Origin of the sequence: Staphylococcus nepalensis, assembly GCF_014635045.1 — a bacterium.
Classification (GTDB): Bacteria; Bacillota; Bacilli; order Staphylococcales; family Staphylococcaceae; genus Staphylococcus; species Staphylococcus nepalensis.
Window position 1 is genome coordinate 81,016 of record NZ_BMCF01000003.1, and the last position, 22,054, is coordinate 103,069.

At 32.6% G+C, this 22,054-nt stretch carries 18 protein-coding genes; 12 read left to right on the forward strand and 6 right to left on the reverse strand.

What is annotated here, in order from left to right; genetic code table 11:
* Positions 1-8: 8 nt before the first annotated feature.
* Positions 9-2,003, reverse strand: a complete 1,995-nt coding sequence (gene feoB, locus IEU88_RS05985; RefSeq protein ID WP_115359592.1) for a ferrous iron transport protein B — start codon at positions 2,001-2,003, stop codon at positions 9-11.
* A complete protein-coding gene (locus IEU88_RS05990) occupies positions 1,996-2,232 on the reverse strand; it encodes a FeoA family protein (protein WP_096811169.1) in 237 nt (78 codons plus the stop codon). Before IEU88_RS05990 ends, feoB begins: the two co-directional genes overlap by 8 nt.
* Before the next feature lie 373 nt (positions 2,233-2,605).
* Here IEU88_RS05990 and IEU88_RS05995 point away from each other — a divergent pair, with 373 nt between their 5' ends.
* From IEU88_RS05995 to IEU88_RS06005, 3 genes are all read left to right on the forward strand, one after another.
* On the forward strand, positions 2,606-2,902 hold the full coding sequence (locus IEU88_RS05995) for a hypothetical protein (protein WP_096811168.1): 297 nt from the start codon (positions 2,606-2,608) through the stop codon (positions 2,900-2,902).
* Between the two features lie 626 nt (positions 2,903-3,528).
* A complete protein-coding gene (locus tag IEU88_RS06000) occupies positions 3,529-4,950 on the forward strand; it encodes an APC family permease (RefSeq protein ID WP_103373617.1) in 1,422 nt (473 codons plus the stop codon).
* A 59-nt stretch (positions 4,951-5,009) separates the two neighbouring features.
* On the forward strand, positions 5,010-5,174 hold the full coding sequence (locus IEU88_RS06005) for a hypothetical protein (protein WP_170006946.1): 165 nt from the start codon (positions 5,010-5,012) through the stop codon (positions 5,172-5,174).
* Positions 5,175-5,583: 409 nt separating this feature from the next.
* On the opposite strand, the gene IEU88_RS06010 is transcribed toward IEU88_RS06005, so the two are convergent.
* Positions 5,584-6,171 carry an undecaprenyl-diphosphatase gene (locus IEU88_RS06010; RefSeq protein ID WP_103373616.1) on the reverse strand — a complete coding sequence of 196 codons (588 nt, stop codon included), beginning with the start codon at positions 6,169-6,171 and terminating at the stop codon, positions 5,584-5,586.
* Positions 6,172-6,559: 388 nt separating this feature from the next.
* Here IEU88_RS06010 and mgtE point away from each other — a divergent pair, with 388 nt between their 5' ends.
* Entirely contained in the window at positions 6,560-7,906 is a 1,347-nt protein-coding gene (gene mgtE, locus IEU88_RS06015; protein WP_107643885.1) for a magnesium transporter, read from the forward strand.
* A 223-nt stretch (positions 7,907-8,129) separates the two neighbouring features.
* Positions 8,130-8,870 (forward strand): SDR family NAD(P)-dependent oxidoreductase, encoded by a 741-nt coding sequence (locus tag IEU88_RS06020; RefSeq protein WP_103373168.1) that lies wholly within the window; start codon positions 8,130-8,132, stop codon positions 8,868-8,870.
* 216 nt (positions 8,871-9,086) lie between these two features.
* Here IEU88_RS06020 and IEU88_RS06025 read toward each other — a convergent pair whose 3' ends face one another.
* Complete coding sequence (locus IEU88_RS06025) at positions 9,087-10,418, reverse strand: TcaA NTF2-like domain-containing protein (protein ID WP_103373169.1); 1,332 nt, start codon at positions 10,416-10,418, stop codon at positions 9,087-9,089.
* 599 nt (positions 10,419-11,017) lie between these two features.
* Positions 11,018-11,935: a DMT family transporter gene (locus IEU88_RS06030; protein ID WP_096811162.1), complete on the reverse strand. Its 918-nt coding sequence runs from the start codon at positions 11,933-11,935 to the stop codon at positions 11,018-11,020.
* 104 nt (positions 11,936-12,039) lie between these two features.
* On the opposite strand from IEU88_RS06030, the gene IEU88_RS06035 reads away from it, so the two are divergent.
* From IEU88_RS06035 to IEU88_RS06065, 7 genes are all read left to right on the forward strand, one after another.
* On the forward strand, positions 12,040-12,945 hold the full coding sequence (locus IEU88_RS06035; RefSeq protein WP_096811161.1) for an AraC family transcriptional regulator: 906 nt from the start codon (positions 12,040-12,042) through the stop codon (positions 12,943-12,945).
* 65 nt (positions 12,946-13,010) lie between these two features.
* On the forward strand, positions 13,011-13,811 hold the full coding sequence (locus tag IEU88_RS06040; RefSeq protein WP_096811160.1) for a Cof-type HAD-IIB family hydrolase: 801 nt from the start codon (positions 13,011-13,013) through the stop codon (positions 13,809-13,811).
* Between the two features lie 127 nt (positions 13,812-13,938).
* Positions 13,939-15,315, forward strand: a complete 1,377-nt coding sequence (locus tag IEU88_RS06045) for an MFS transporter (protein ID WP_371871912.1) — start codon at positions 13,939-13,941, stop codon at positions 15,313-15,315.
* A gap of 257 nt (positions 15,316-15,572) precedes the next feature.
* Complete coding sequence (gene speB, locus IEU88_RS06050) at positions 15,573-16,520, forward strand: agmatinase (protein ID WP_096811158.1); 948 nt, start codon at positions 15,573-15,575, stop codon at positions 16,518-16,520.
* Positions 16,521-16,562: 42 nt separating this feature from the next.
* Entirely contained in the window at positions 16,563-17,960 is a 1,398-nt protein-coding gene (locus IEU88_RS06055; RefSeq protein ID WP_103372628.1) for a sodium:solute symporter family protein, read from the forward strand.
* A gap of 202 nt (positions 17,961-18,162) precedes the next feature.
* Positions 18,163-19,401: a quaternary amine ABC transporter ATP-binding protein gene (locus tag IEU88_RS06060; RefSeq protein ID WP_096811156.1), complete on the forward strand. Its 1,239-nt coding sequence runs from the start codon at positions 18,163-18,165 to the stop codon at positions 19,399-19,401.
* A complete protein-coding gene (locus IEU88_RS06065; protein WP_103372629.1) occupies positions 19,394-21,109 on the forward strand; it encodes an ABC transporter permease/substrate binding protein in 1,716 nt (571 codons plus the stop codon). Before IEU88_RS06060 ends, IEU88_RS06065 begins: the two co-directional genes overlap by 8 nt.
* A gap of 232 nt (positions 21,110-21,341) precedes the next feature.
* Here the strand turns inward: IEU88_RS06065 and IEU88_RS06070 are convergent, their stop codons facing one another.
* Positions 21,342-21,809 (reverse strand): DUF3995 domain-containing protein, encoded by a 468-nt coding sequence (locus tag IEU88_RS06070; protein WP_103372630.1) that lies wholly within the window; start codon positions 21,807-21,809, stop codon positions 21,342-21,344.
* Between the last annotated feature and the right edge of the window lie 245 nt (positions 21,810-22,054).

The window sequence follows — 22,054 nt, forward strand, 5'->3', positions numbered from 1 at the left end:
TCACATCCTTAACTAAATAATAGTCCAACTTGATAAAAGATAAAGGAAAGTAAATAGGCCGTGATTAATGGATATGCTACTGCAAGTACTGTCCATTTTAATGAGTATGTTTCTTTACGAATCGTTGCAACAGTAGATAAACATGGAATATATAATAATATAAAAATCATAAATGAATATGCAGATAGCGGTGTGAATTGACTGTGTATTACGTTAACCAGTCCTGATTCGTCAGATGCATAAATGATAGCCATTGAACTTACAATGACTTCTTTGGCTAAGAATCCAGGTATTAATGTAGCACCTGCTTGCCATGAACCGAACCCTAATGGTGCAACTAACACAGCAAAGAGACTCCCGATTGAGTGTAAAAAGCTATCATCAACATCCACATTAAAACCACTCGGGCCTGTATAATTTAATAACCATATCATTACTGAGCCAGCAAATATAAAAGTCCCGGCCTTTTTAACAAAACCTTTAGCTTTCTCCCAAGTACTTCTCCACAGTGTCTTAATAGATGGCAGTCGGTAAGTAGGCAATTCAATGATAAATATAGAATCATCATTTTTTAGCACAGTTTTAGTTAGTAATACACTTGTTAATAATGCGACAACAATGCCTAGCACATAAAGACTCAGTACAATAAGCGCTTGATGTGCTTCGAAAAATATACCTACAAATAGTGCATAAACTGGTAACCTGGCTGAACAAGACATAAATGGGGCGATTAAAATAGTCGTTAATCGTTCTTTTTCACTTTCAATACTACGTGCGGCCATGATGCTAGGCACATTACAACCAAAACCAATAACCATAGGGATAAAAGATTTACCGCTAAGACCAAAGTATTCCATAATACGGTCCATGAGCGTTGCGATACGTGCCATATAACCAGAGTCTTCTAGAAGTGAAATAAAGAAGAAAAGCACCATAATCTGTGGTACGAATACAAGTACTGCACCTACACCAGCTATAATACCGTCTGTTATTAAATTCTGTAAGAAATCAACGATACCGATTTTATCCATGAGGTTGGATACAGCATCTGTAAATGAGCCACCTAAAAACTCATCTAGCGCATCAGAGACGGGCGTCCCGACCCAAGTAAACGTGATATGAAAAATAAGCCACATAATTCCTAAAAAGATAGGGATGCCTAAATATTTATTTGTTAAAATGCGATCAACGCGGTTAGTAAAATATTGTTTATCCTCTTTAGGATATTCAACTGTATCCTTTAACAGATTATCTATATAAATATTTCGAGTATTTTGGATGACATCTCTAATTGAATTATTTAATTTTTCTGACAATTTTCCGCGTAATGGTTTTATTTTTGCCAATACAGCGTCGTCAAGAAAATCGTAAATCTTTGGGTTGTCTAATAAAAATTGTATCGATATGAATCTTAATAATCTTTTTTCAATGGTTGGACAAGTTGCTAAATGTTTTTCAATAGATGAAATTGTAGATTCAACTTTTTCACCATAATTTAATTTCAATGGTTTATTTCTCGATAGTGTATGTCCTTTTAATGCATCTAGTAATTGGTGCGTACCTTTACCGTTTCTAGCAATAATAGGTAATAAAGGCAGTTTTAATTTTTTCATGAGTGCTTTTTGGTCAATATGAATACCACGTTTAGTAGCTACGTCAATCATATTTAAGCCAATAATTAAAGGTGCACCCAATTCCATAAGTTGGACTGTAAGTAACAAATTACGTTTTAATTGGCTTGCATCTATGATATTAATCATGCCTGAAAAGTCATTGTTTAATAAGTAATCTGTCACTACCGTTTCATCTTTAGATATCGGTGACAATTCATAAATACCTGGTAAATCGACTAAGTTTCCAATATGGGATTTAAGACGTCCTAGCTTCTTCTCTACCGTAACTCCGCTCCAGTTCCCTACATATTCATAAGTTCCAGTAAGTGCGTTAAACAAAGATGTTTTACCTACATTTGGGTTTCCTAAAATACAATAGTTGTTACTCATTTAAAGCCTCTAACTCAATCTGACATGCATCATAACCGCGAATACTTAAACACTGTCCATTTACTTCTAAAATACAAGGTCCTTTAAATAAGCATCTTTGTTTAATTTTTAATTTGGTACCATTGGTTAAACCAAGCGCATTTAAACGATGGCGCATATGCTGATTTTTAATTTTAATATTTTTGATTTTGTAGTTCTTTTTTAATGTTCCGCTATTAATACTTAACATCATACTCACTCTTTCTTGAAAGGGAATAATAATCATTATCGATTATACAATTAAGTTTAATACAATAGAAGTCGATGCAAATATAATTTTGTGAATATTTTGTTAAATATCATTACCTTTTGCATGTGTAATTGTGACGTTTTATTTTTAAAATTTTAATTAAATATAAAGTTTTAAGTGAGCAAAGAGATTGCTATTCTTTTAATGTAATATTACACTATATATAATCACTAATGGTAATGAATAAGAGACGTTGCTCCCCTTGTAGTACTCAGATAGTCTGTTAACAAATGTAATTAGATGTATTGGATTATCATGTATTTAAGTATACTTGTAAATAAGTCAATTGCGCATTTAAGTAGGAGGGATTTCAATGGTTATTCGGGATAATAAACGTATTAAAGTCAAGCGTTTAAACGAAACACGTTCAAGTGGTATTTCTGTCATGATTGAAGAAGGTGGTTTGGGAGCTGATCAATATTATCAAATTGAAAAGCAAAATGCGAAAACGTCTGAAGAGCATTTACATCAATTTGAACATGAAGTAAGTAAAAAGAATAACGCAGAACTATTAGATTTATTAATTATAAATGCGCAAGAAAGTACAAATAAAGCATACAGTGAAGCTTTAAAAACCATCCAACAAGAAGTTTTAAATCGAATGAAGTAAAATAATAAGTCTACGCATTGAAATGAAAGTGTTACTAATAAAAAGCTATTGTTTAAGTCATTTAACAGCTTAAACAATAGCTTTTTGTGTTTAAATAAGAGGTAAGACTAACGGAGCTCTAAAAAATTGAAATGATTCCATGCATTTTACTATTGTGCCTCCGAAAAGATTTAGTATAAGCATGTTGAAAAAATAGTCCAAGTCTAATAAAGCGGTGACAAATTCGTATTTGAAATGTTGAATCCCAGCGGGTTAAAAATTAAGTATTTATGTGATCAAGATGGTTCAACTTGTTTATGAGTTAAGTTTAAACCAAAATATCCGTATTGTATGCCGTTCAACATGATACGATAAAGTCGAAAATTGCTAACGTTTTGTGTTACAAGTTAAACTTATCAATACTGTAATAATCATTTCATTGTTCATTTCCTTTATGTTTATCATCAATTACATTGATATTTACAATATATAGTTAATATAACCAGCACTATATGGATATTTTATATCTATATCATTTAAACAATTAGAAGTTCAATAAAATTTTCCTTTTAAATATTATATACATCGTATTTAAAAATCACTATACTGGATTACGTGTTTGTATATTATTAGCAAGGAGAAAAGTAATGAGTATATTTAAACAAATCTTCCAAAAAGAAGATATTTCAAAATTCCAAAATAAGGATGCTCACTTAGAGCGTACATTAAGAGTTAGGGACTTTTTAGCTTTAGGCGTCGGGACAATCGTATCTACCGCTATCTTCACATTACCCGGTGTTGTAGCAGCAGACCACACTGGTCCATCGGTTAGTTTATCCTTTTTAGTAGCAGCCATTGTAGCAGCTTTGGTAGCATTTGTTTATGCTGAAATGGCATCTGTAATGCCTTTTGCGGGATCAGCATATACGTGGACTAGTATTTTGTTTGGAGAATTTTTTGGCTGGATTGTAGGTTGGGCATTAATTGCAGAATATTTAATCGCAGTTGCATTTGTAGCATCAGGATTTTCAGCAAATCTAAGAGGTTTATTAGAGCCGTTTCATATCTCATTACCTGATGCACTGTCTAACTCTCTAGGCACGAATGGCGGCATTTTGGATCTATTAGCGGCTGTTGTCGTAATTATTACTGCCATATTATTATATAGAGGTACATCAGAAGCAGCGCGTGTTCAAAATGCGCTTGTTATCCTTAAGGTATTAGCCATTTTCTTATTCATTGTAGTGGGTTTATCAGTTATAGATATTGGACATTATGTCCCATTTATCCCTGAATATAAAGCAACTACAGCTGGTGCTTTTGGCGGCTGGCAAGGTATATACGCAGGTAGTTCTGTTATTTTTGTTGCTTATATAGGTTTTGATTCTATAGCTTCAAACTCTGGTGAAGCGATTAATCCTGAAAAAACAATGCCGCGTGGTATTTTAGGTTCGTTATTAATTGCAGTAACCTTATTTATTGTAGTGTCACTTGTGTTAGTGGGTATGTTTGATTACGCACAATACAAAGATAATGCTGAACCAGTGGGGTGGGCGTTACGAATGAGCGGACATAGTACTGTTGCAGTCATAGTGCAGGCAGTCTCAGTGATTGGTATGTTTACGGCTTTAATCGGTATGATGATGGCTGGTTCGCGTTTACTCTATTCATTTGGTAGAGATGGTATGCTTCCTTCTTGGTTAGGTCAATTAGACAAGAAAAATCTACCTAATCATGCATTAATTACATTATCTATCGTTGCGATTATTATTGGTTCTGTATTTCCATTTGGCTTTTTAGCGCAATTAATTTCAGCAGGTGCGCTAGTAGCATTTATGTTTGTCACAGTAGGAATTTTTGCATTACGTAAAAGAGAAGGCAAAGATCTTCCTCAACCGGCATTTAAATTACCATTTTATCCGGTAATGCCAATTATTATTTTTATTTGTGTGTTTGCAGTTTTCTGGGGATTAAGTAATCAAGCTAAAATTTACACATTCATTTGGTTCTGTATTGGCATACTATATTATGTATTTTATCTGTTAAAAAATGCTAAAAACAAAGCATAACCATATCAATACACTAAAGGTTACAATATCTGTTAAAAACACTGAGAATGAGGGATAAAATGAAATTTATTAGCATTATCTTAGGCGTTTTAGTCATCGTTTCATGGCTGTTTGTTCTACGAGATTATAAAAAGGGTAATCAAAATAGTGAAAGTGCCAAAACTGTGATTTTAATTGCGTGCGTATTGACGTTCATAATGACAGTACTTCAAATTTTAGATTAATAAATGCAGAGAGCATGCCATTATAAAGTTTGTTGATAACTTCTGTGTGATTTTATGCATCTCTGGGTTTATCTGTATAATGTTAAACATGCTTAAAAATAAAAAATTGTATATATTATCAAGTGTATTATTTTTAGCCGTTTCGCTAGCATTGTTTATTTCTTAGTTTGACTCGTTAAAATAAAGGAAGCATCTGGACATATATAAATGTTTCAGATGCTTCTTTTATTTATATGGAAACTGAAATGAATGGCATCACAGTTAATTAATATTTGAATATTACTCATTATAAATAAACGCGTTGCTTACCATAAAAATCTTTGCTAATTAAAAATGAAAGTCCATAAATCAATAATTACTTTGCGCTTTTCTGTAAGGCAAGGAAACGTTAAACAAAGATGTCTACTATTTAATTAGTCACTTTATCTATAACATATTGTTCTCCTCTTACATATAGTGCTAATAGTTTATCAATAAAATGAACACGAGGGATAACCCAACATGATAATAATGCTGTAATGGTGCCTAATAGCGCGCCTACTATGACATCTAACGGGTAATGTACACCTACCCAAATACGCGAAATTGCCACAAGTATCGCTAAGGCTAACCAAATATATCTTAAGTTTTTCTTGAAAAATAAAAAAACAATACAAATAGAAAAGAACTGTATGGCATGGTCACTAGGAAAAGAATTATCAATCGCGTGATCAATGAGTTTATTAGTATTTTGCAATTCTACAAATGGTTGAAAATTTGAATGAATTTTTCCTAATAATTTACCGAATATTTCAGCAACAATAAATGATATTATTGCGCTTATCACCATTATTCTATTTTCTTTAGTACGAGTAAACCAATAAATAATCACGCCAGCAATTAAAATATACTCCATATATTTAGCTAAAAATATCATTAAAGGATTTAACAATTCTAGTTGATAGCTTAAATGATTGATAGCTTTGAATAGTTCCATATTGATTTCTGATAAATCCATCATAACACCTTCTTATAATTTTTTGATTTTATTAATTGAATATTTATACCGAAACTACTACTATATCAAATTAAAAAATTTAACTAAACCTAATTATTCAATCTTACTATTAATCTGCAATACAAAAATATTATTAACAATAAAATTTAAACTGAAAAAATTATTTAGCTATTGCTATTTGTATATCATTTTGGTTAACTAGAGGTTAAAGTTTTTACGTAACGAAAAAGTGCGGTACTTTAAGGAATTTAACTTTTTGTTTTGATAAACCAAGCGCACGTTAAAAACAAAGATACTAACCAACTATTACTTTTAAGAAAACGCGATTGATTTTTCTATTCGATTTTAGTAATGATGGTTCCACATGAATTTTAAAAGGAGCGGTATTATGATTGAAAACGAAAGTCTTCTTATTCGTTTATTAGAACAAAATGAATATTCACAATTTAGAAGTGCATTTTTAAATATACATCCGTATGAGCAGAGTGAATTTTTTATATCAATAGACAAAGAAAACAGAGCAAAACTTTATGAGTTACTTTCTGCTCGTGAAGTGGCTAATTTTTTAGGTTATTTAGACGTTAACGAAGATGAATATGAAGCTATTTTTGACGAGATACATGTGAATTATGCAAGTGAAATATTAGAACATATGTCGGATGACGATGCTGCAGATATATTAAACCAACTGTCCGAAGAGAAACGCATTACGTTATTAACGTTAGTATCGCAGGATAAATCAGCTGTTTTAAAATCATTAATGCATTATTATGAAGAAACTGCTGGAGGCATTATGACCAAAGAGTATGTCTCTGTGTCTACGAAAATGAGTGTAGGTGAAGCACTTAATCATGTGAAAGTCCAGTCACATCATGCTCAAACTATTTATGCTATTTATGCAGTAGATGATGATCATAAGTTAGTGGGTGTCATGTCTTTAAGAGATATTATTAATGCTGATCCATCCACTTCAGTTAATGAAATTATGAGTACAAATGTGGTGCATACAGATGTATCAACAGACCAAGAACATATCGCCCGAGATATTAGAGATTATGATTTAATAGCAATCCCAGTCATAGATTACCAAAAGCATTTGTTAGGTATTATTACTGTAGATGATATTATAGATGTCATTGAAGCAGAAGCGAACGAAGATTATTCAAAACTAGCTGGTATTGATGATGCCAAGTATCAAGAAGAGTCTATCTTTAAAACAGCTAAAAAGCGTTTGCCTTGGTTAATATTGCTCACTTTCTTAGGGATGATTACTGCTACAATATTAGGTTCATTTGAAGATACACTTGAAAAAGTAGCACTATTAGCAGCATTTATACCTATTATTAGTGGTATGTCAGGTAATACAGGAACACAATCACTTGCAGTATCAGTGAGAAGTATTTCCACAGGAGATATGAAGCATAAAAATAAATTCAAGCATGCTTTATATGAATCAGGTAGTGGCTTTATTTCAGGATTTGTCTGCAGTTTAATTCTGTTTTTAATTATTGTCATTTTATATGGTCAACCACTGTTAGCTACGATTGTTGCAGTTAGTTTAACTGTTGCGATGACTGTAGGCACAACAATTGGTTCAGTGATTCCATTATTTATGAATAAAATGGGCATAGATCCAGCTGTTGCAAGCGGACCGTTTATCACTACAATAAATGATATTGTGAGTATGTTAATTTATTTTACGTTAGCAACTTCATTTATGAGTTATTTAATATAACTAGATCATACACATAGATGTAAACAATCATACGATGACTTTATTTTAATGAAGTTTAAAGTATGAATGTTATGAGGTGAAGCAGAAATAAGTAATCAACATGTTTAGCTTGATTGCCTATTTCTGCTTTTTTCGCGATTTATTTTCTATTTTAACCAAGAGGAAGCATTATAATTTACGAAAAAGGGAATACAATGGCTGACTTCGTTAAGGAGGTTTTTATATGGACAAATTGAAAGGAAAAGTCGCTGTTGTAGTTGGTGGTACGTCTGGTATCGGGGAAGCGACTGCTAAATTATTTGCAAAAGAAGGAGCCAAAGTTGTTGTCAGTGGTTTAAAAAATGATCAAGGTGAAGCCATTGTGAAATCAATAGAAAATAATGGTGGTACAGCCACATTCATACAAGTTGATGTAACACAGAAAACGTCAGTGGATCAATGTGTAAATAAAGTACTAGATCACTATGGCACGATTGACATTTTATATAATGGTGCGGGTATCCATGATGCATATAAAGACGCATTAGAAACAGATGAACAAACATTTGATCAATTAATAGCTGTTAACGTCAAAGGCCCTTATTTATTTACTAACGCTATTTTACCTATTTTCTTAGAAAAAGGAAAAGGTAATATCATTAATATCGGTTCTCAATCTACATTTGTAGCTGGCGCAGGCGGTAACACTTATGTAACAAGCAAACATGCGATGGGCGGTTTTACTAAACAGCTAGCTTATGACTTTGGAGATAAAGGTATTAAAGCAAACTTAGTTGCTCCGGGATTCGTTGAAACACCGATGACAGAAGGTATTGAAGATGAGAGATTAAAAAGCATCCCTGAAGGGCGTGCAGGGAAAACACAAGAAATTGCTAATGTAGCACTATTTTTAGCTTCAGAAGATGCTTCTTATGTACAAGGAGCTGAAATTAAAGTTGATGGCGGTTGGACTACGGGTCGTTAGATTATAAAAATGAGTTTCAAGTATAAAGTAACTTCCTCTAAAATTTTCACTTTTTAGCGTGCAATTTAGAGGAAGTATATTAATTGATATCTTAAATTATTTTAATCTTACCACTCGTAAATTAGTTTGAAAATATAGTTATCTCAAGGCTGTTGACATAATAAAATTTTATCAGTTTCCTATATCGTAGGCTTTTGTTAAAGGAATGCGGTTATTTTAAATATCAGTGTAGTTTTTGATTTTAAAATCAGATAATAAATCATCATAATCAAGTACGTATTGTGAATGAATTGTATGATTGTCTTTGTCTTGTTTTTCTAATTCAATTGTAATGGTGTCACCTTTTTTGCTATATTTAACGACTTTTGGATCTGAGTAATCAGCTTCGTTACCAGACTTCACTACCTGTTTCATATGGTCAGCTGTATCAGTACCACTCTTTATATAGCTAGAAATATAACTATAGTCTTCTTCTTCGTATGCTTCATTCAAGTCTTCAGTATAATCTTCCATGAAAGATTGCACATCTTCTTTTATATCTTCATTTTCTTGATGTGATTTAATCTTGTCGTTATCAAATGATAAATCAACAGATACAGGATCGTTGCTTTCATCAGATTGAGGTACTTTAACTACATTAGATTTGAATGTTTTATCATCAACATGTGCTTGTGCATATACCTCTATTTTATCGTCGGATTGGTAGGGACCGTATAAATCATTTTCAAAATCATCTTGAGCTGCCATTTTTTTATTATTAATGTATAAATCTACTGTCGTATCACTATCTAGTTCACTATCATCAATGTTAATATCGAGATATTTTTCATTAAATTGTTCTTGTACTTCATTGTCATCAGACATGTTGATAGCTAGATAACCATCAAATTTTTTATCATCCACCGTTTTTTGTGCTTTTAATTTATAGTTTCCCAAAGGTAAGGTAGAAAAGGTTTTTGAATCATCTTCGGATAATTTAATTTTACGTTTTTTATCATTGTATTTATATGTAACTTTACTGTCAGATTCTGGGTTAATAGAGACTTTTTGCTTCGAGACTTCAAAGTCATAGTTATTAAACATCCCATATTTTTTCCCATTTTTATGAATATTAATCGCTTCAGTATCGTTTACGTCTATTGAAGTAGCATTAACTTTGTCTTCTTTCATATGTTTCGTTTTACTTTCAATATCGTTTGCTATTCTATCTGGGTTATCAGCATCTACAATATATTTATAAAAAGCCTTAGCTTCTTCTTTACTCAAATTTCTATCATTAAATACTAAGTGGTTGGCTAAATTTTTAGTATCACCTTTCTTTATATCTTCAGAAATTGTTTTAGCTTCATTTTCTGGTGATAAAGTTGCAGCCATTATTTTATACAAAATAAATAAAAGAACAATGATGACTACAATAATACCTATAATCAGATATTTCTTTTTATTGTGCTTGGGTGTAACGTTTTGACTTTGAAGAGGGTGACCGCATTGGGTACAGATTTTATGATTATCTTTGACCTGAGCGCCACAGTTTTTACAATATTTCATTTTCTCTCCTCCTAATAGTGATTGGGTTAAATTTTCGAAACAGTGTATAACTTTTAAACAAAGGATAATGAGTGTTTATTTGTGAAGGTAATAGGACTAATTGAAAATAAAGTGATTACAGTAGCATTTTTACTTAATTTGAGGAAATGGTTTGAAATCATAAAGTAAGCTATTTATGGCTTAAGTAACGCAACGCATCCAAGCTATTTTTAATGTTTTGAACCTTAATTTTACTTGTTCTATGTATATATTTTTACTTTGCTTGATACGCTTCTTAGCGTTGTATATCATATCTCTAAAATGATTATTGCCAAATCCAAATACGTTATAACTCAATATTTATTGTTTGGTCATATAAATTGAATTGTAACATATTTGCAAACATAGAATTAATATAAAATTGATTTTTTAGTATTGATATATAAATAAGTTATTTATATATCGTTATATACCAATTGTAAAAGTTAGTTTATCATTTTTAAAAATGATAATGAATATAGCATATAGAAAGGGGTATCTAAAGTAGATAAAAAACATGAATCCCAAAATATGTTTCAGGATTCATGTTATAGATTTAAGTTATATTGTTATAAAATGTTTTATTCTGTTGCATTTTGTTTTTTAAATGATAGAGCTAGGATGAGTGTGATAATCAATAAAATCCCAAATAGTTGGAAAATTTGAAATGTAACATGAAGCCAAACTGCGCTTGCCACGATTGCCATAACAGGTTCTATTGTCCCGAAAAGTGTCGTTTCTTTAGCAGTTAAATAATTTAAACTATTAACGAAGAAAAAGAACGCTATAGCAGTCCCGGCAATAATCCCGAAAGTCAGATATAATGACGTTGAAACTGTTAATGCTGACCATTCAAACTGCCATACAGGGGCTTTAAAGTTCATCATAATTCCAGAAATTAACATAGCCCATCCGACTACTAAAATGGATGGAAATGTCGTTAATAATCGTGTTGCATAAAGCGTATAAAAAGCGAGGGCTAAACCAGAGATAATGCCCCAAACTGTGCTTGGCATGGGAACTACCAATGCACTAAAAGATCCATTTGTCAGTAGCAAAAATGTGCCAGATAACGTAAGCATTATAGCGATGAAATCAAAAGCTTGGAAACGTTCTTTACGCCGGATGACATACCAAATAATGATATATACAGGTGCTATATATTGCAATAACGTGGCAATTGCTGCATTGCCATAATTAATAGATGCCATATACGCGTATTGAACAAGTAACATCCCAAAAATTGAAAAAATTAATAATTGAAATATGTGATGTCTGTTTTTAAATATGCTAAATATTGAAGACTTTCTATTCCTTATTTTGTAAATAGCTAATAATACAATACCACTTATCAGTAACCTGGCAGTTACATACCAATTTATGTCTATGTCTCTTTGTTGAAAAAGAAAATCTGATACAGTACCTCCTAATCCCCAAAAAGAAGCCCCGACAACTGCTAATATAATTCCAATCATACGATGGTTGTCTTTATTTATCATTTAATCACCTATAAAATATAAATATATTTATACTATAGCTTGAAAATTAAAGATATAATATATGAAAATTATCTAAAAGTATCAAAATATTGAGGTGGTTATTGATGTATCAAGAAATAATTGTAGAAGATACAAGAGAAGAATTAATACAATTTCCAAATAAACAGTGGAAACATGTTATTCTACATACTAATTTGGAACAGACTTTATTTGGTTATATTCCTATACATTGGCACCATGCATTGCAATTTATGTACGTTATTAATGGTGAAATAGATGTTTCAATAGGGGATAAAGTAATTAAGATTAATAAAGAAGACGGCTTATTTATTAATTCAAATATTGTTCATGAAATTCGGAGCGAATGCGCTGAAACGGAATATTATTGTTGGAATATTGAAATACCAGAAACGACATACGATTTGGAATTTAATTATGTAGCACAAATTATGAATAAAGCGAACCAAGTCCCGTATATTTATTTATCTCATATAGATGACCAACAAAATAAATTGATCAAAACAATCCATTCAGCAGGAAAAATATATGAAAACGCGTATCCATATTTTGAATTAGATATCACTGTTAAATATTATGAAGCATTAAAATGGTTATTACTTAATGTAGATAATATATGTGAGCATAAACCATATTATTTTGATCGTCGTATTAAACAACTGATGGCATATATGCAAAATAACTACCATAAAAAAATCTCGTTGCAAACGTTAAGTGAACAAATTCATATGAGCCAATCTGAAACAATTAAATGCTTCAAGTATTATGTTAACCAGACACCTATGCAATATTTAACAAATTTGCGTTTAGAGCGTAGTGTAAGAATGTTGTATAGCAAACAATCATATACAATTACAGATATTGCGATGGCATGTGGATTTTCAACCACAAGTTATTTTATTAAAGTTTTTAAAGAAAAATATGATTTAACACCTAAGCAATTTCAGAAGAAACAATTCACTCCTTATCACGTTTATAAGTATGATAAATAAAAATTGTTATTTTTATTTATAAAAAGATACAATATGCTTAATATAAAATAAAGGAGATTTTGTTGATGGATATTAAACTTATTGTTGTAGATATGGACGGGACATTTTTAAATGATGATAGCCAATTTAATAGTGAAAGTTTTCAATTGCTAAAGCAAAATTGTGAAGCACAGCATATTCGTTTTGTCTTTTGTACTGGAAAACAATGTGAACGTGTAGAAAATATTGTGGGAGATTTAGCAGCGAATACATTTATTGTTGGTGATAGCGCTACACGCATTAAATATAATGGAGATTTTATTTATAATGCTTCAATAGAAAACCAAAAGGCTAAAGAAATCATTAGAGCAATTAAAGAAATTGATAATACGCAAACCGTTTTAGCCTGTTCTCAAACAGGGGCATATGTATTGGATAGTACTTCGGAATCGGAGAGAAGATTGGTACATGGTTCATACCAACATGTGAATTATATTAAAGATTATAACGATATTGAAGAAGATTTATTAAAAATTACGGTGCACGATGCAAAAGGTAAGTGTAAGGACACTGCTGACCGTCTAAATTATTTTGAAAAAGATGTTTATATTGTAGCCTCAGATGAATCATGGATTGATATCGCAGAATTAGGTGTTAATAAAGGGAGCACAATAAATCGAATTCAAAATCTACTTCAAATTACACCAGCTGAAACAATCGCATTTGGTGATGGCTTTAATGATATAGATTTATTCAAAGCTGCCAAATATAAAGTAGCTATGGATAATGCTTACCCCGAGTTAAAACGAGAAGCTAATTTAATTGCAATTAATAATAATGAAGATGGCGTCGTTCAAACGTTAAATTTACTTCTAGGGTTTAAATAAAAAGAATTAAACTTTTCAATTAAAATCAAAAAAACTTTTTTAAATTATAAAATAAATAGCTCTTTATATGATAATATTTGTCTAGTGCATATTTTTATATGCAACGTATATATAAGGAGGCTTATGCATCGTGAATATAAAGCAACAGTCAAATAACAAATTGATTTTGGCTATCGTTTTAAGTGTATTAACGTATTGGCTTTTTGCACAATCGTTTATTAATATATCGACACAAGTTCAACATACATATCAGACAACACCAGGCGTTGTGAATTTGTCTGTGAGTTTAGCGTCATTTGCTACAGGGATTTTTATGGTGGGTGCAGGCGATGTTTCAGACAAAATAGGAAAACTCAAAATGACTTATATAGGCATCATTTTTGGTATTTTAGGGTCACTACTTATTATTGTATCTAGTGTGACGGCACTCTTATTAGTAGGACGTATGTTACAAGGGCTTTCTGCTGCTATTTTACTTCCCTCCACTGTAGGCGTGATTAATGAACAATTTAAAGGTAAAGAGATGCATAGAGCTTTCAGTTACCTTATGATTGGTAGCGTTGGTGGCATAGGGTTAGCATCAATGGTAGGTGGATTTATAGCAACTTATGTCAATTGGCAAGCTAATTTTATCATCTCTATTATCATTTCAATTATTGCATTTTGGTTATTATGGGGTACTGAAGAAGCAGAAAAGAAAAAAATCGATGCCAGACCATTTGATTATGTTGGTATGTTTCTGTTCGCAGTACTTATAGGAAGTATTACGTTATTTGCGACACAAGGATTTGAACAAGGATGGTTGAGTACGTTTTCGATTACTTGTCTTGTGATTTTTATTATTTCAACACTGATATTTATATTATTTGAGAGACAAAAATATGATCCATTTATTGATTTTTCATTGTTCCGCAATCGTGGTTTTGTGGGCTCTTCAATGATTAACGTCGTGCTCAATTCTGGTGTAGGAACGACGACCGTGTTTAATATGTATGCACAGATAGAATTAGGATTAAATGCCTTTCAAGCAGGTCTTGTGACAGTACCTTACGTGATTATGGCGGTCGTGATGATTCGTTTAGGCGAAAAACTCTCCTTGCGTTTTGGTGGGAAGCCATTGTTACTTGTAGGCCCACTGTTCCCAGCAATCGGCATTATGTTTATCAGTTTAACGTTATTACCAACACAGTGGTATGTAGGGTTTGTAGTATTCGGGTTTGTTATTTGTGCCATAGGTAACGGTCTGTGTGCCACGCCAGGTATTACAGTTGCAATTTTAACAATTCCTGATGAAAAAGTTGGATTGGCTTCAGGCATTTATAAAATGTGTGCCACGCTGGGCGGTGCGTTAGGTATTGCACTTAACACTACTGTTTTTGCCGCAGTAAAAGTCAATCATAGTGCCAGTGTAGCCGCTACTGCCTCATTTTTAACTGGTTTATCAATTATGATTATTGGAGTAATTCTGACTCAAATCATTATCCCAAAAAATATAAAAGCTTAACCAATCTCTTTTATTATAAAACAAATTTAAATTATATATTGAATATGATGAGAAACAGCTCCTTGTGAGCTGTTTTTTAATTTGTAGGCGTGCTTTCAATTCAATTAAGTTCGTAGCAATCATTGCGGACGCATGTTTATTTTCAAATTAAAGTCGAACTGGTACCTTAAATTGCAAAATCTGGTTCTTTACACTCGGAAAAGGGTATCTTATGATTTTTTGAAAACGGATACAAAATGAAAAAGGGGTAGATTAAAATGTTTAAACCAAAAGATTCATCTATGTCACCAAGATTTGTCGGTCCTAGGACTTTTATGAGATTGCCGTTTGAAAACACTTTAGAAAATGTTGATTTTTTAATCATGGGTGTACCGTTTGATACGGCCGCTTCAAATAGAACAGGCCAACGTTATGGTCCACAAAGTATAAGAGATTTTTCAGTTTTATTAAGACCTTATAACCCAGACCAAGGTATAAATATCTTTGATTATTGTTCGGGTATCGACTACGGGGATGTTGATGTTATACCGGGTAATGTATTGAAAACCTATGATCATATAACAGAAAAATTAGATCCTATTTTAGATCAAGGCATTATACCGGTAATGTTAGGGGGAGACCATTCGATTTCACTTGGACATTTGCGTTCTTTTGCAAAAAAATATGGTCCAGTATCGTTAGTACATTTTGATTCGCACAGCGATACTTGGGAAGATTATTTTGGAGAAAAATATGTTCATGGCACGCCATTTAGGAGAGCTGCAGAAGAAGGCTTAGTGGATACCAAAAAATCAATACAAGTTGGGATGAGAGGACCTTTATATGGCCCAGAAGATATGCAAAATGCTAGAGATTTAGGATATAAAGTGATTGAAATGAGAGAAGCTCGAAAACTAGGTATTGAAAAAGTCATAGAACAAATCCATCAACGTGTTGGAAATAGTCCTGTATTTGTTTCATTTGATATTGATTTTTTAGACCCTGCCTATGCTCCGGGTACTGGCACGCCAGAAGTAGGAGGTCCAACTAGTTTTGAAGCGTTAGAATATGTGAGAAAACTTGATGGATTGAATATTAAAGGCTTTGATTTAGTGGAAGTATTACCGACGTATGATTCAGGAGAAATAACTGCAGTAGCCGCTTCCTCTGTAGTGTATGAAATGATTACACTGATCGCATTAGCAAAACGTAGGAATAGTAACTAATATAAACGTGAACATTTGCGTAAAAAGGGATTGGTTAAATATATGTCAAGCATCGATTTTATAATATTTGCTGTTTATTTTGTCTTATTAATTTCAATCGGAATTTTAGGCGTAGTCAAAGCTAAATCTTCTAAGAAATATATGCTTGCTGATAGTAACTTGGGCGTGTTTATGTTGTTTGGATGTTTAACTGCTGTTTTTCTAGGCGGATCTTCAACTATCGGTTCTTCTCAATTAGGTTATGAAGTGGGCTTGTCAGGGTTTTGGTTTGTTTTCGCAATGGGTATTGGTATAACTTTTTTTGGTTTATTTTTTCTAAATAAAATTTTAAATATGAATGTATTAACGATTAGTGAATTATTATATAGGCTTTTTGGAAATAGAGTACGAATTATTGGTGCAATGATAACTGCGATGTATACTTTAATGATTAGCGTTACTCAAGTTATAGCAATTGGGGCGTTATTATCTGTTATTTTCCATTGGGATCTTAAAATAGCTATTTTAGTTGGCGGAGGCGTAGTTTTTATATACACAATTCTTGGTGGCATGTGGACGTTGTCTATAACAGATGTTATCCAGTTTTCTGTGATGACTATTGGTATGTTTTTAATTATGTTACCAGTAAGCTTACATAGTGTTGGCGGTATTGGTACACTAGTCAATGTACTCCCCTCGTCACATTTAAGTTTTACAAATATTGGATTCAAAGAAATCGTAGGATACTTTATAACCTACACGTTAGGCATTGTAGTAGGGCAAGATATTTGGCAACGCTTTTTCACGGGGAAAACTAAGCGCGTCGCTAAAGTCTCTGGTATATTAGTAGGCTTATATAGTGCGTTATATTCTATTGTTATGGTAGTTATTGGCATGTGTGCTTTTGTTTTATTCCCAAATATTCAAAATACACAAAATGTTTTTACTCATATGGCTTTTGAAACATTGCAGCCTGGTTTGTTAGGGATTGTATTTGCAGCGTTAGGCGCAGCAATTATGTCGACTGCTTCAGGGACATTACTTGCATCTTCAACAATTATTGCTAATGATTTATTAAAACCGTTCTTTTTCAAAACGATGAGTGATAAACAATATTTATTATTAACGCGGCTAACGACTTTTGGTTTAGCCATAATAGCTATGGTTATTTCTCTATGGATTAAAGAAGTTTTAGTAGCGATTGATATTGCTTATGCCATTTTGACAAGTGCCATCTTTGTGCCAGTTATATTAGGGTTATTTATTAAATGGATTACTGAAAGAGCAGCGTTTTTAGCTATTATCATCAGTATTGTGACTGTTTTTATAGGGTTAGCAATAGTAGGTCCTAATTCCAATCTCATAATTATATTGGCCATAATTTTAAATGCTATTACTTTATTAGGTGCTTCGTATTACGATAATAATCTGAGTAAAATTGCGAAAACAAAAAATAGTTAAACAATATGGTTAAAATGTTTTGAAAAGTTTGATACATCTACACACATACTTAAAATAAAACGCATCTTCATTTCTGTCGCGCACCCTACATGCTGAGCTTAAAATTCAACTTAAAGGGTGTGCTACGATTATGAGGGTGTTGTTTTTTTGCTTACTATGCTAAAGTTACACTTATATGAATTTTTAAGGGAGTGTTTATATTTTGAGCAAAGTTCGAGTTCGAAATTTAACCAAAGTGTTTGGTAAAAGAACCCAACAAGCGCTTAATATGGTCAAAGATGGGAAATCAAAACAAGACATTTTAGAACAAACTGATGCCACAGTTGGTGTTCATAATGTGAGTTTTGATGTAGAAGAAGGGGAAATTTTTGTGATTATGGGTTTGTCTGGTAGTGGAAAATCCACACTAGTGCGTTTAATCAATAGATTAATTGAACCTACTTCAGGAAATATTTACATAAATGAAGCAGACGTCTCAAAGATGTCAAAAGAAGCGTTACGGCAATTACGCCGTACAAAAGTGAACATGGTTTTTCAAAACTTTGGACTTTTCCCAAAACGTACTGTGTTAGAAAATGCAGAATATGGTTTGGAAGTTCGTGGTGTAGCCAAAGAAGAACGACAGAAAAAAGCAGAGAAAGCTTTAGATGATTCTGGGTTACTTTCTTTTAAAAATCAATATCCTGAACAACTTTCAGGAGGGATGCAACAACGTGTTGGATTGGCTCGCGCATTAGCGAATGATTCGGACATATTATTAATGGATGAAGCTTTCTCCGCGTTAGATCCTTTAATTCGTCGTGATATGCAAGATGATTTATTAGAGTTACAAGAGCGGCTTCAAAAGGTTATTATTTTTATTACACATGACTTAAATGAAGCATTGAGAATTGGAGATCGTATTGCATTAATGCGAGACGGTAAAATAATGCAAATTGGTACAGGCGAAGAAATTTTAACGAACCCAGCAAATGATTTTGTACGTGAATTTACAGAAGATGTAGATCGTTCTAAAGTGTTAACAGCAGAAAATATTATGGAGCATCCGCTCACAATTAATGTAGAAACAGATGGTCCAAATGTAGCGTTACAACGTATGCGGAAAGAAGAAGTGAGTATGTTGTTAGCTGTGGATAGAAAGCGTTATTTGAAAGGGAGTATAACAGCAGAAAATGCTTTAGACGCTCGTGAACAAGGGAAAACATTAAAAGATGTGATAGATAAAAATGTACAAAAAATTGATAGATATGCTTTAATAACTGATATTTTTAATTTAATCTATAATTCTCCTGCGCCACTCGCTGTAGTGGATGAAACGGATCGAGTTATCGGTGTAGTTGTGCGTGGCAGTGTCATCGGGGCAATGAGCGATAAAGATACTACTATAAACAACAACGGTGAAAAATCCAAGGAAAAAGAGGGGGCGAATATAGATGCTTGATTTTTTACAAAATGAGATACCTCTTTCTAATTGGGTTGATAGTCTGGTCGATTGGTTAACGAGCAACTTATCAGGATTGTTTTCAGTATTACAGGTAATTGGAGAATCAGTGATGGGCTTTACAACAAATGCCTTATTAGCGATTCCACCGCTATTAATGATGGTGATTTTAGTCATTATCGCTTACTTTGTTTTTAATAGAAAATGGGGATTACCCATATTCATTCTGATTGGGTTACTGTTTATCTATAACCAAGATATGTGGCAAGATTTAATGAATACTGTCACATTAGTTATTATTTCTAGTATTGTCGCGATTATTATTGGTGTACCATTAGGTATATTGATGTCTAAAAGTGAGACCATACAAAAAGTGATTAAACCGATTTTAGATTTTATGCAAACCATGCCTGGTTTTGTTTACTTAATTCCGGCCGTTGCTTTCTTTGGCATTGGTATGGTGCCGGGCGTCTTTGCTTCGGTTATTTTCTCTTTACCGCCTACTGTTAGAATGACAAATTTAGGCATACGTTCTATTTCTACAGAGTTGGTAGAAACGTCTAACTCTTTCGGGACGACTGCTTGGCAACGTCTGTTTAAACTTGATTTACCTATGGCGAAAGAAAATATATTTGCTGGTATTAACCAAACAGTTATGTTGACGCTGTCTATGGTTGTTATTGCTTCAATGATTGGTACACCTGGATTAGGTCAAGGTGTTTTAGCGGCTGTACAACGTTCTGAAGTAGGAAATGGATTTGTTTACGGTATCGGTATTGTTATTCTTGCAATTATTATAGACCGTTTTTCACAATCTATAAATCGCACAAAAAAGAAAAAAACACCTAAAAAGCGAAAGACAATCATGGCGGCCATCATTACAATAGTTGTTTTATTATTTGTTGTACTGGGTGCATTTTCTATTTCAGATGACTCTAATAAAGGTACAATCACACTGGCTTATGCACAGCAAGATGATCAAATTGTCTCTACTAACGTGATAGCGCAAGTCTTAGAAGAAGAGGGCTATACTGTGAATATGACTTCTTTAGACATCCCAGTCGTATGGGAAGCTGTTGCTAACGGAGAAGCTGATGCAATGACAGGTGCTTGGATACCAATTACACACCAAGCGCAATATAAAGCATTTAAAGATGACCTTGATAATTTAGGTTCTAGTATCAAAGGACAAGCAAAATTAGGTTTAGTTGTGCCTTCATATATGGATGTAGATTCGATAGAAGATTTGGAAAATCAAGCAGATAAAAAAATCATCGGTATTGAACCAGGTGCTGGTATTGTAAAAGCGACTGATAAAACATTGGACACTTATTCAAACTTAAATGATTGGGAACAAGTCGTTTCTTCCACCGGCGCGATGAATGCACAATTAGAACGCGCAATTAAGTCAAAGGAAGACATCGTTATCACAGGATGGAATCCATATTGGATATTCCAACGCTATGATTTAAAATACTTAGACGATCCCAAAGGAACTATGGGTCAATCTGAAAATATTAATACGATGGCGCGTAAAGGTTTGAAAAAAGATATGCCAGAAGCTTATAAAATTTTGAAACAATTTAAGTGGGGCGTGGATGATATGGAATCGATTATGTTAGAAATTGAAGATGGCCAAGACCCAGAAGATGCTGCTAGCGATTGGATTGATAACAATCGTGATAAAGTTGACGCATGGGTTAACTAAATCATCAGAGTTTGAAAAATACTCATAGATGATTTGAATATAAAAGAGCGTACTGACATATCTGTATTTATTAAAAATATACATTTGTTCATTATCTTTATCAGGGAGGGACAACGGAGTCTTTTAAGAAAAAAGATTTCTGTCTCGCCCTGTTTTTTTATGCATTTAAAATAGAATAAGATGATTGCTTTTTTGGAGGTATTAAACCCATTTTTTATAACTGAGAATGTATTTAATACATTTTATGCTTATCATTCTTAATGATTAAAAAGGTCATTAGCCCTAATCCCCATATGAGAAATAAAGGATCCCAAATAAAAGCTTGTCCTATAAAGCTTAATTTAAATCCAACTGACATTATGTCTAACAATTTTAACCATCCAACCACTGTATTTACGCCACCATGTATAATGAGTATGATGGCACCAATATAGGAAGTGAACCTTATAACTTTATTGTTTTTGTAATAAAGTATAAGCGGAATCCAAGTGGATAAAAGTTTAAACAATCCTATAAGAAACATGATTAGTAAAAGCGGATTACCATATGATTTTTTCATATCGAAAGTCCAGCCTCCAACAGTCATCAAACCTATTTCGCCGCCAAACGACCAGTAGAATGTTGCTAATGCATGTAAACTGCCCGCTAATAAGAATAAAATCATAGCAATATTTTTGATTAAAACTGATTTGCTTTTCATTTAAACAACCTTTCATTTTAAAATGACTCTTTAGTATAAGTGACTTTTCAAATACATGAATACTTAATTTCTGTTAAATACTACGGAACGATTCACTTAAATTCCAACACATAGTGATCATGTTGGTTTTGACTTCTAACTACCCTCTAATCGCCACTTTAAATAGACCTATTTTCTAAAAATAACTTTTTGTACTGTCATGACTAAAGTCACAATCATTCCTTCTAGTTACTAATTTCGTAAAA

Coding starts and splice junctions, on each gene's coding strand:
- feoB (WP_115359592.1), bottom strand. CDS start 2,003: ATGAGTAACAACTATTGTATTTTAGGAAACCCAAATGTAGGTAAAACA.
- IEU88_RS05990 (WP_096811169.1), bottom strand. CDS start 2,232: ATGTTAAGTATTAATAGCGGAACATTAAAAAAGAACTACAAAATCAAA.
- IEU88_RS05995 (WP_096811168.1), top strand. CDS start 2,606: ATGGTTATTCGGGATAATAAACGTATTAAAGTCAAGCGTTTAAACGAA.
- IEU88_RS06000 (WP_103373617.1), top strand. CDS start 3,529: ATGAGTATATTTAAACAAATCTTCCAAAAAGAAGATATTTCAAAATTC.
- IEU88_RS06005 (WP_170006946.1), top strand. CDS start 5,010: ATGAAATTTATTAGCATTATCTTAGGCGTTTTAGTCATCGTTTCATGG.
- IEU88_RS06010 (WP_103373616.1), bottom strand. CDS start 6,171: ATGGATTTATCAGAAATCAATATGGAACTATTCAAAGCTATCAATCAT.
- mgtE (WP_107643885.1), top strand. CDS start 6,560: ATGATTGAAAACGAAAGTCTTCTTATTCGTTTATTAGAACAAAATGAA.
- IEU88_RS06020 (WP_103373168.1), top strand. CDS start 8,130: ATGGACAAATTGAAAGGAAAAGTCGCTGTTGTAGTTGGTGGTACGTCT.
- IEU88_RS06025 (WP_103373169.1), bottom strand. CDS start 10,418: ATGAAATATTGTAAAAACTGTGGCGCTCAGGTCAAAGATAATCATAAA.
- IEU88_RS06030 (WP_096811162.1), bottom strand. CDS start 11,935: ATGATAAATAAAGACAACCATCGTATGATTGGAATTATATTAGCAGTT.
- IEU88_RS06035 (WP_096811161.1), top strand. CDS start 12,040: ATGTATCAAGAAATAATTGTAGAAGATACAAGAGAAGAATTAATACAA.
- IEU88_RS06040 (WP_096811160.1), top strand. CDS start 13,011: ATGGATATTAAACTTATTGTTGTAGATATGGACGGGACATTTTTAAAT.
- speB (WP_096811158.1), top strand. CDS start 15,573: ATGTTTAAACCAAAAGATTCATCTATGTCACCAAGATTTGTCGGTCCT.
- IEU88_RS06055 (WP_103372628.1), top strand. CDS start 16,563: ATGTCAAGCATCGATTTTATAATATTTGCTGTTTATTTTGTCTTATTA.
- IEU88_RS06065 (WP_103372629.1), top strand. CDS start 19,394: ATGCTTGATTTTTTACAAAATGAGATACCTCTTTCTAATTGGGTTGAT.
- IEU88_RS06070 (WP_103372630.1), bottom strand. CDS start 21,809: ATGAAAAGCAAATCAGTTTTAATCAAAAATATTGCTATGATTTTATTC.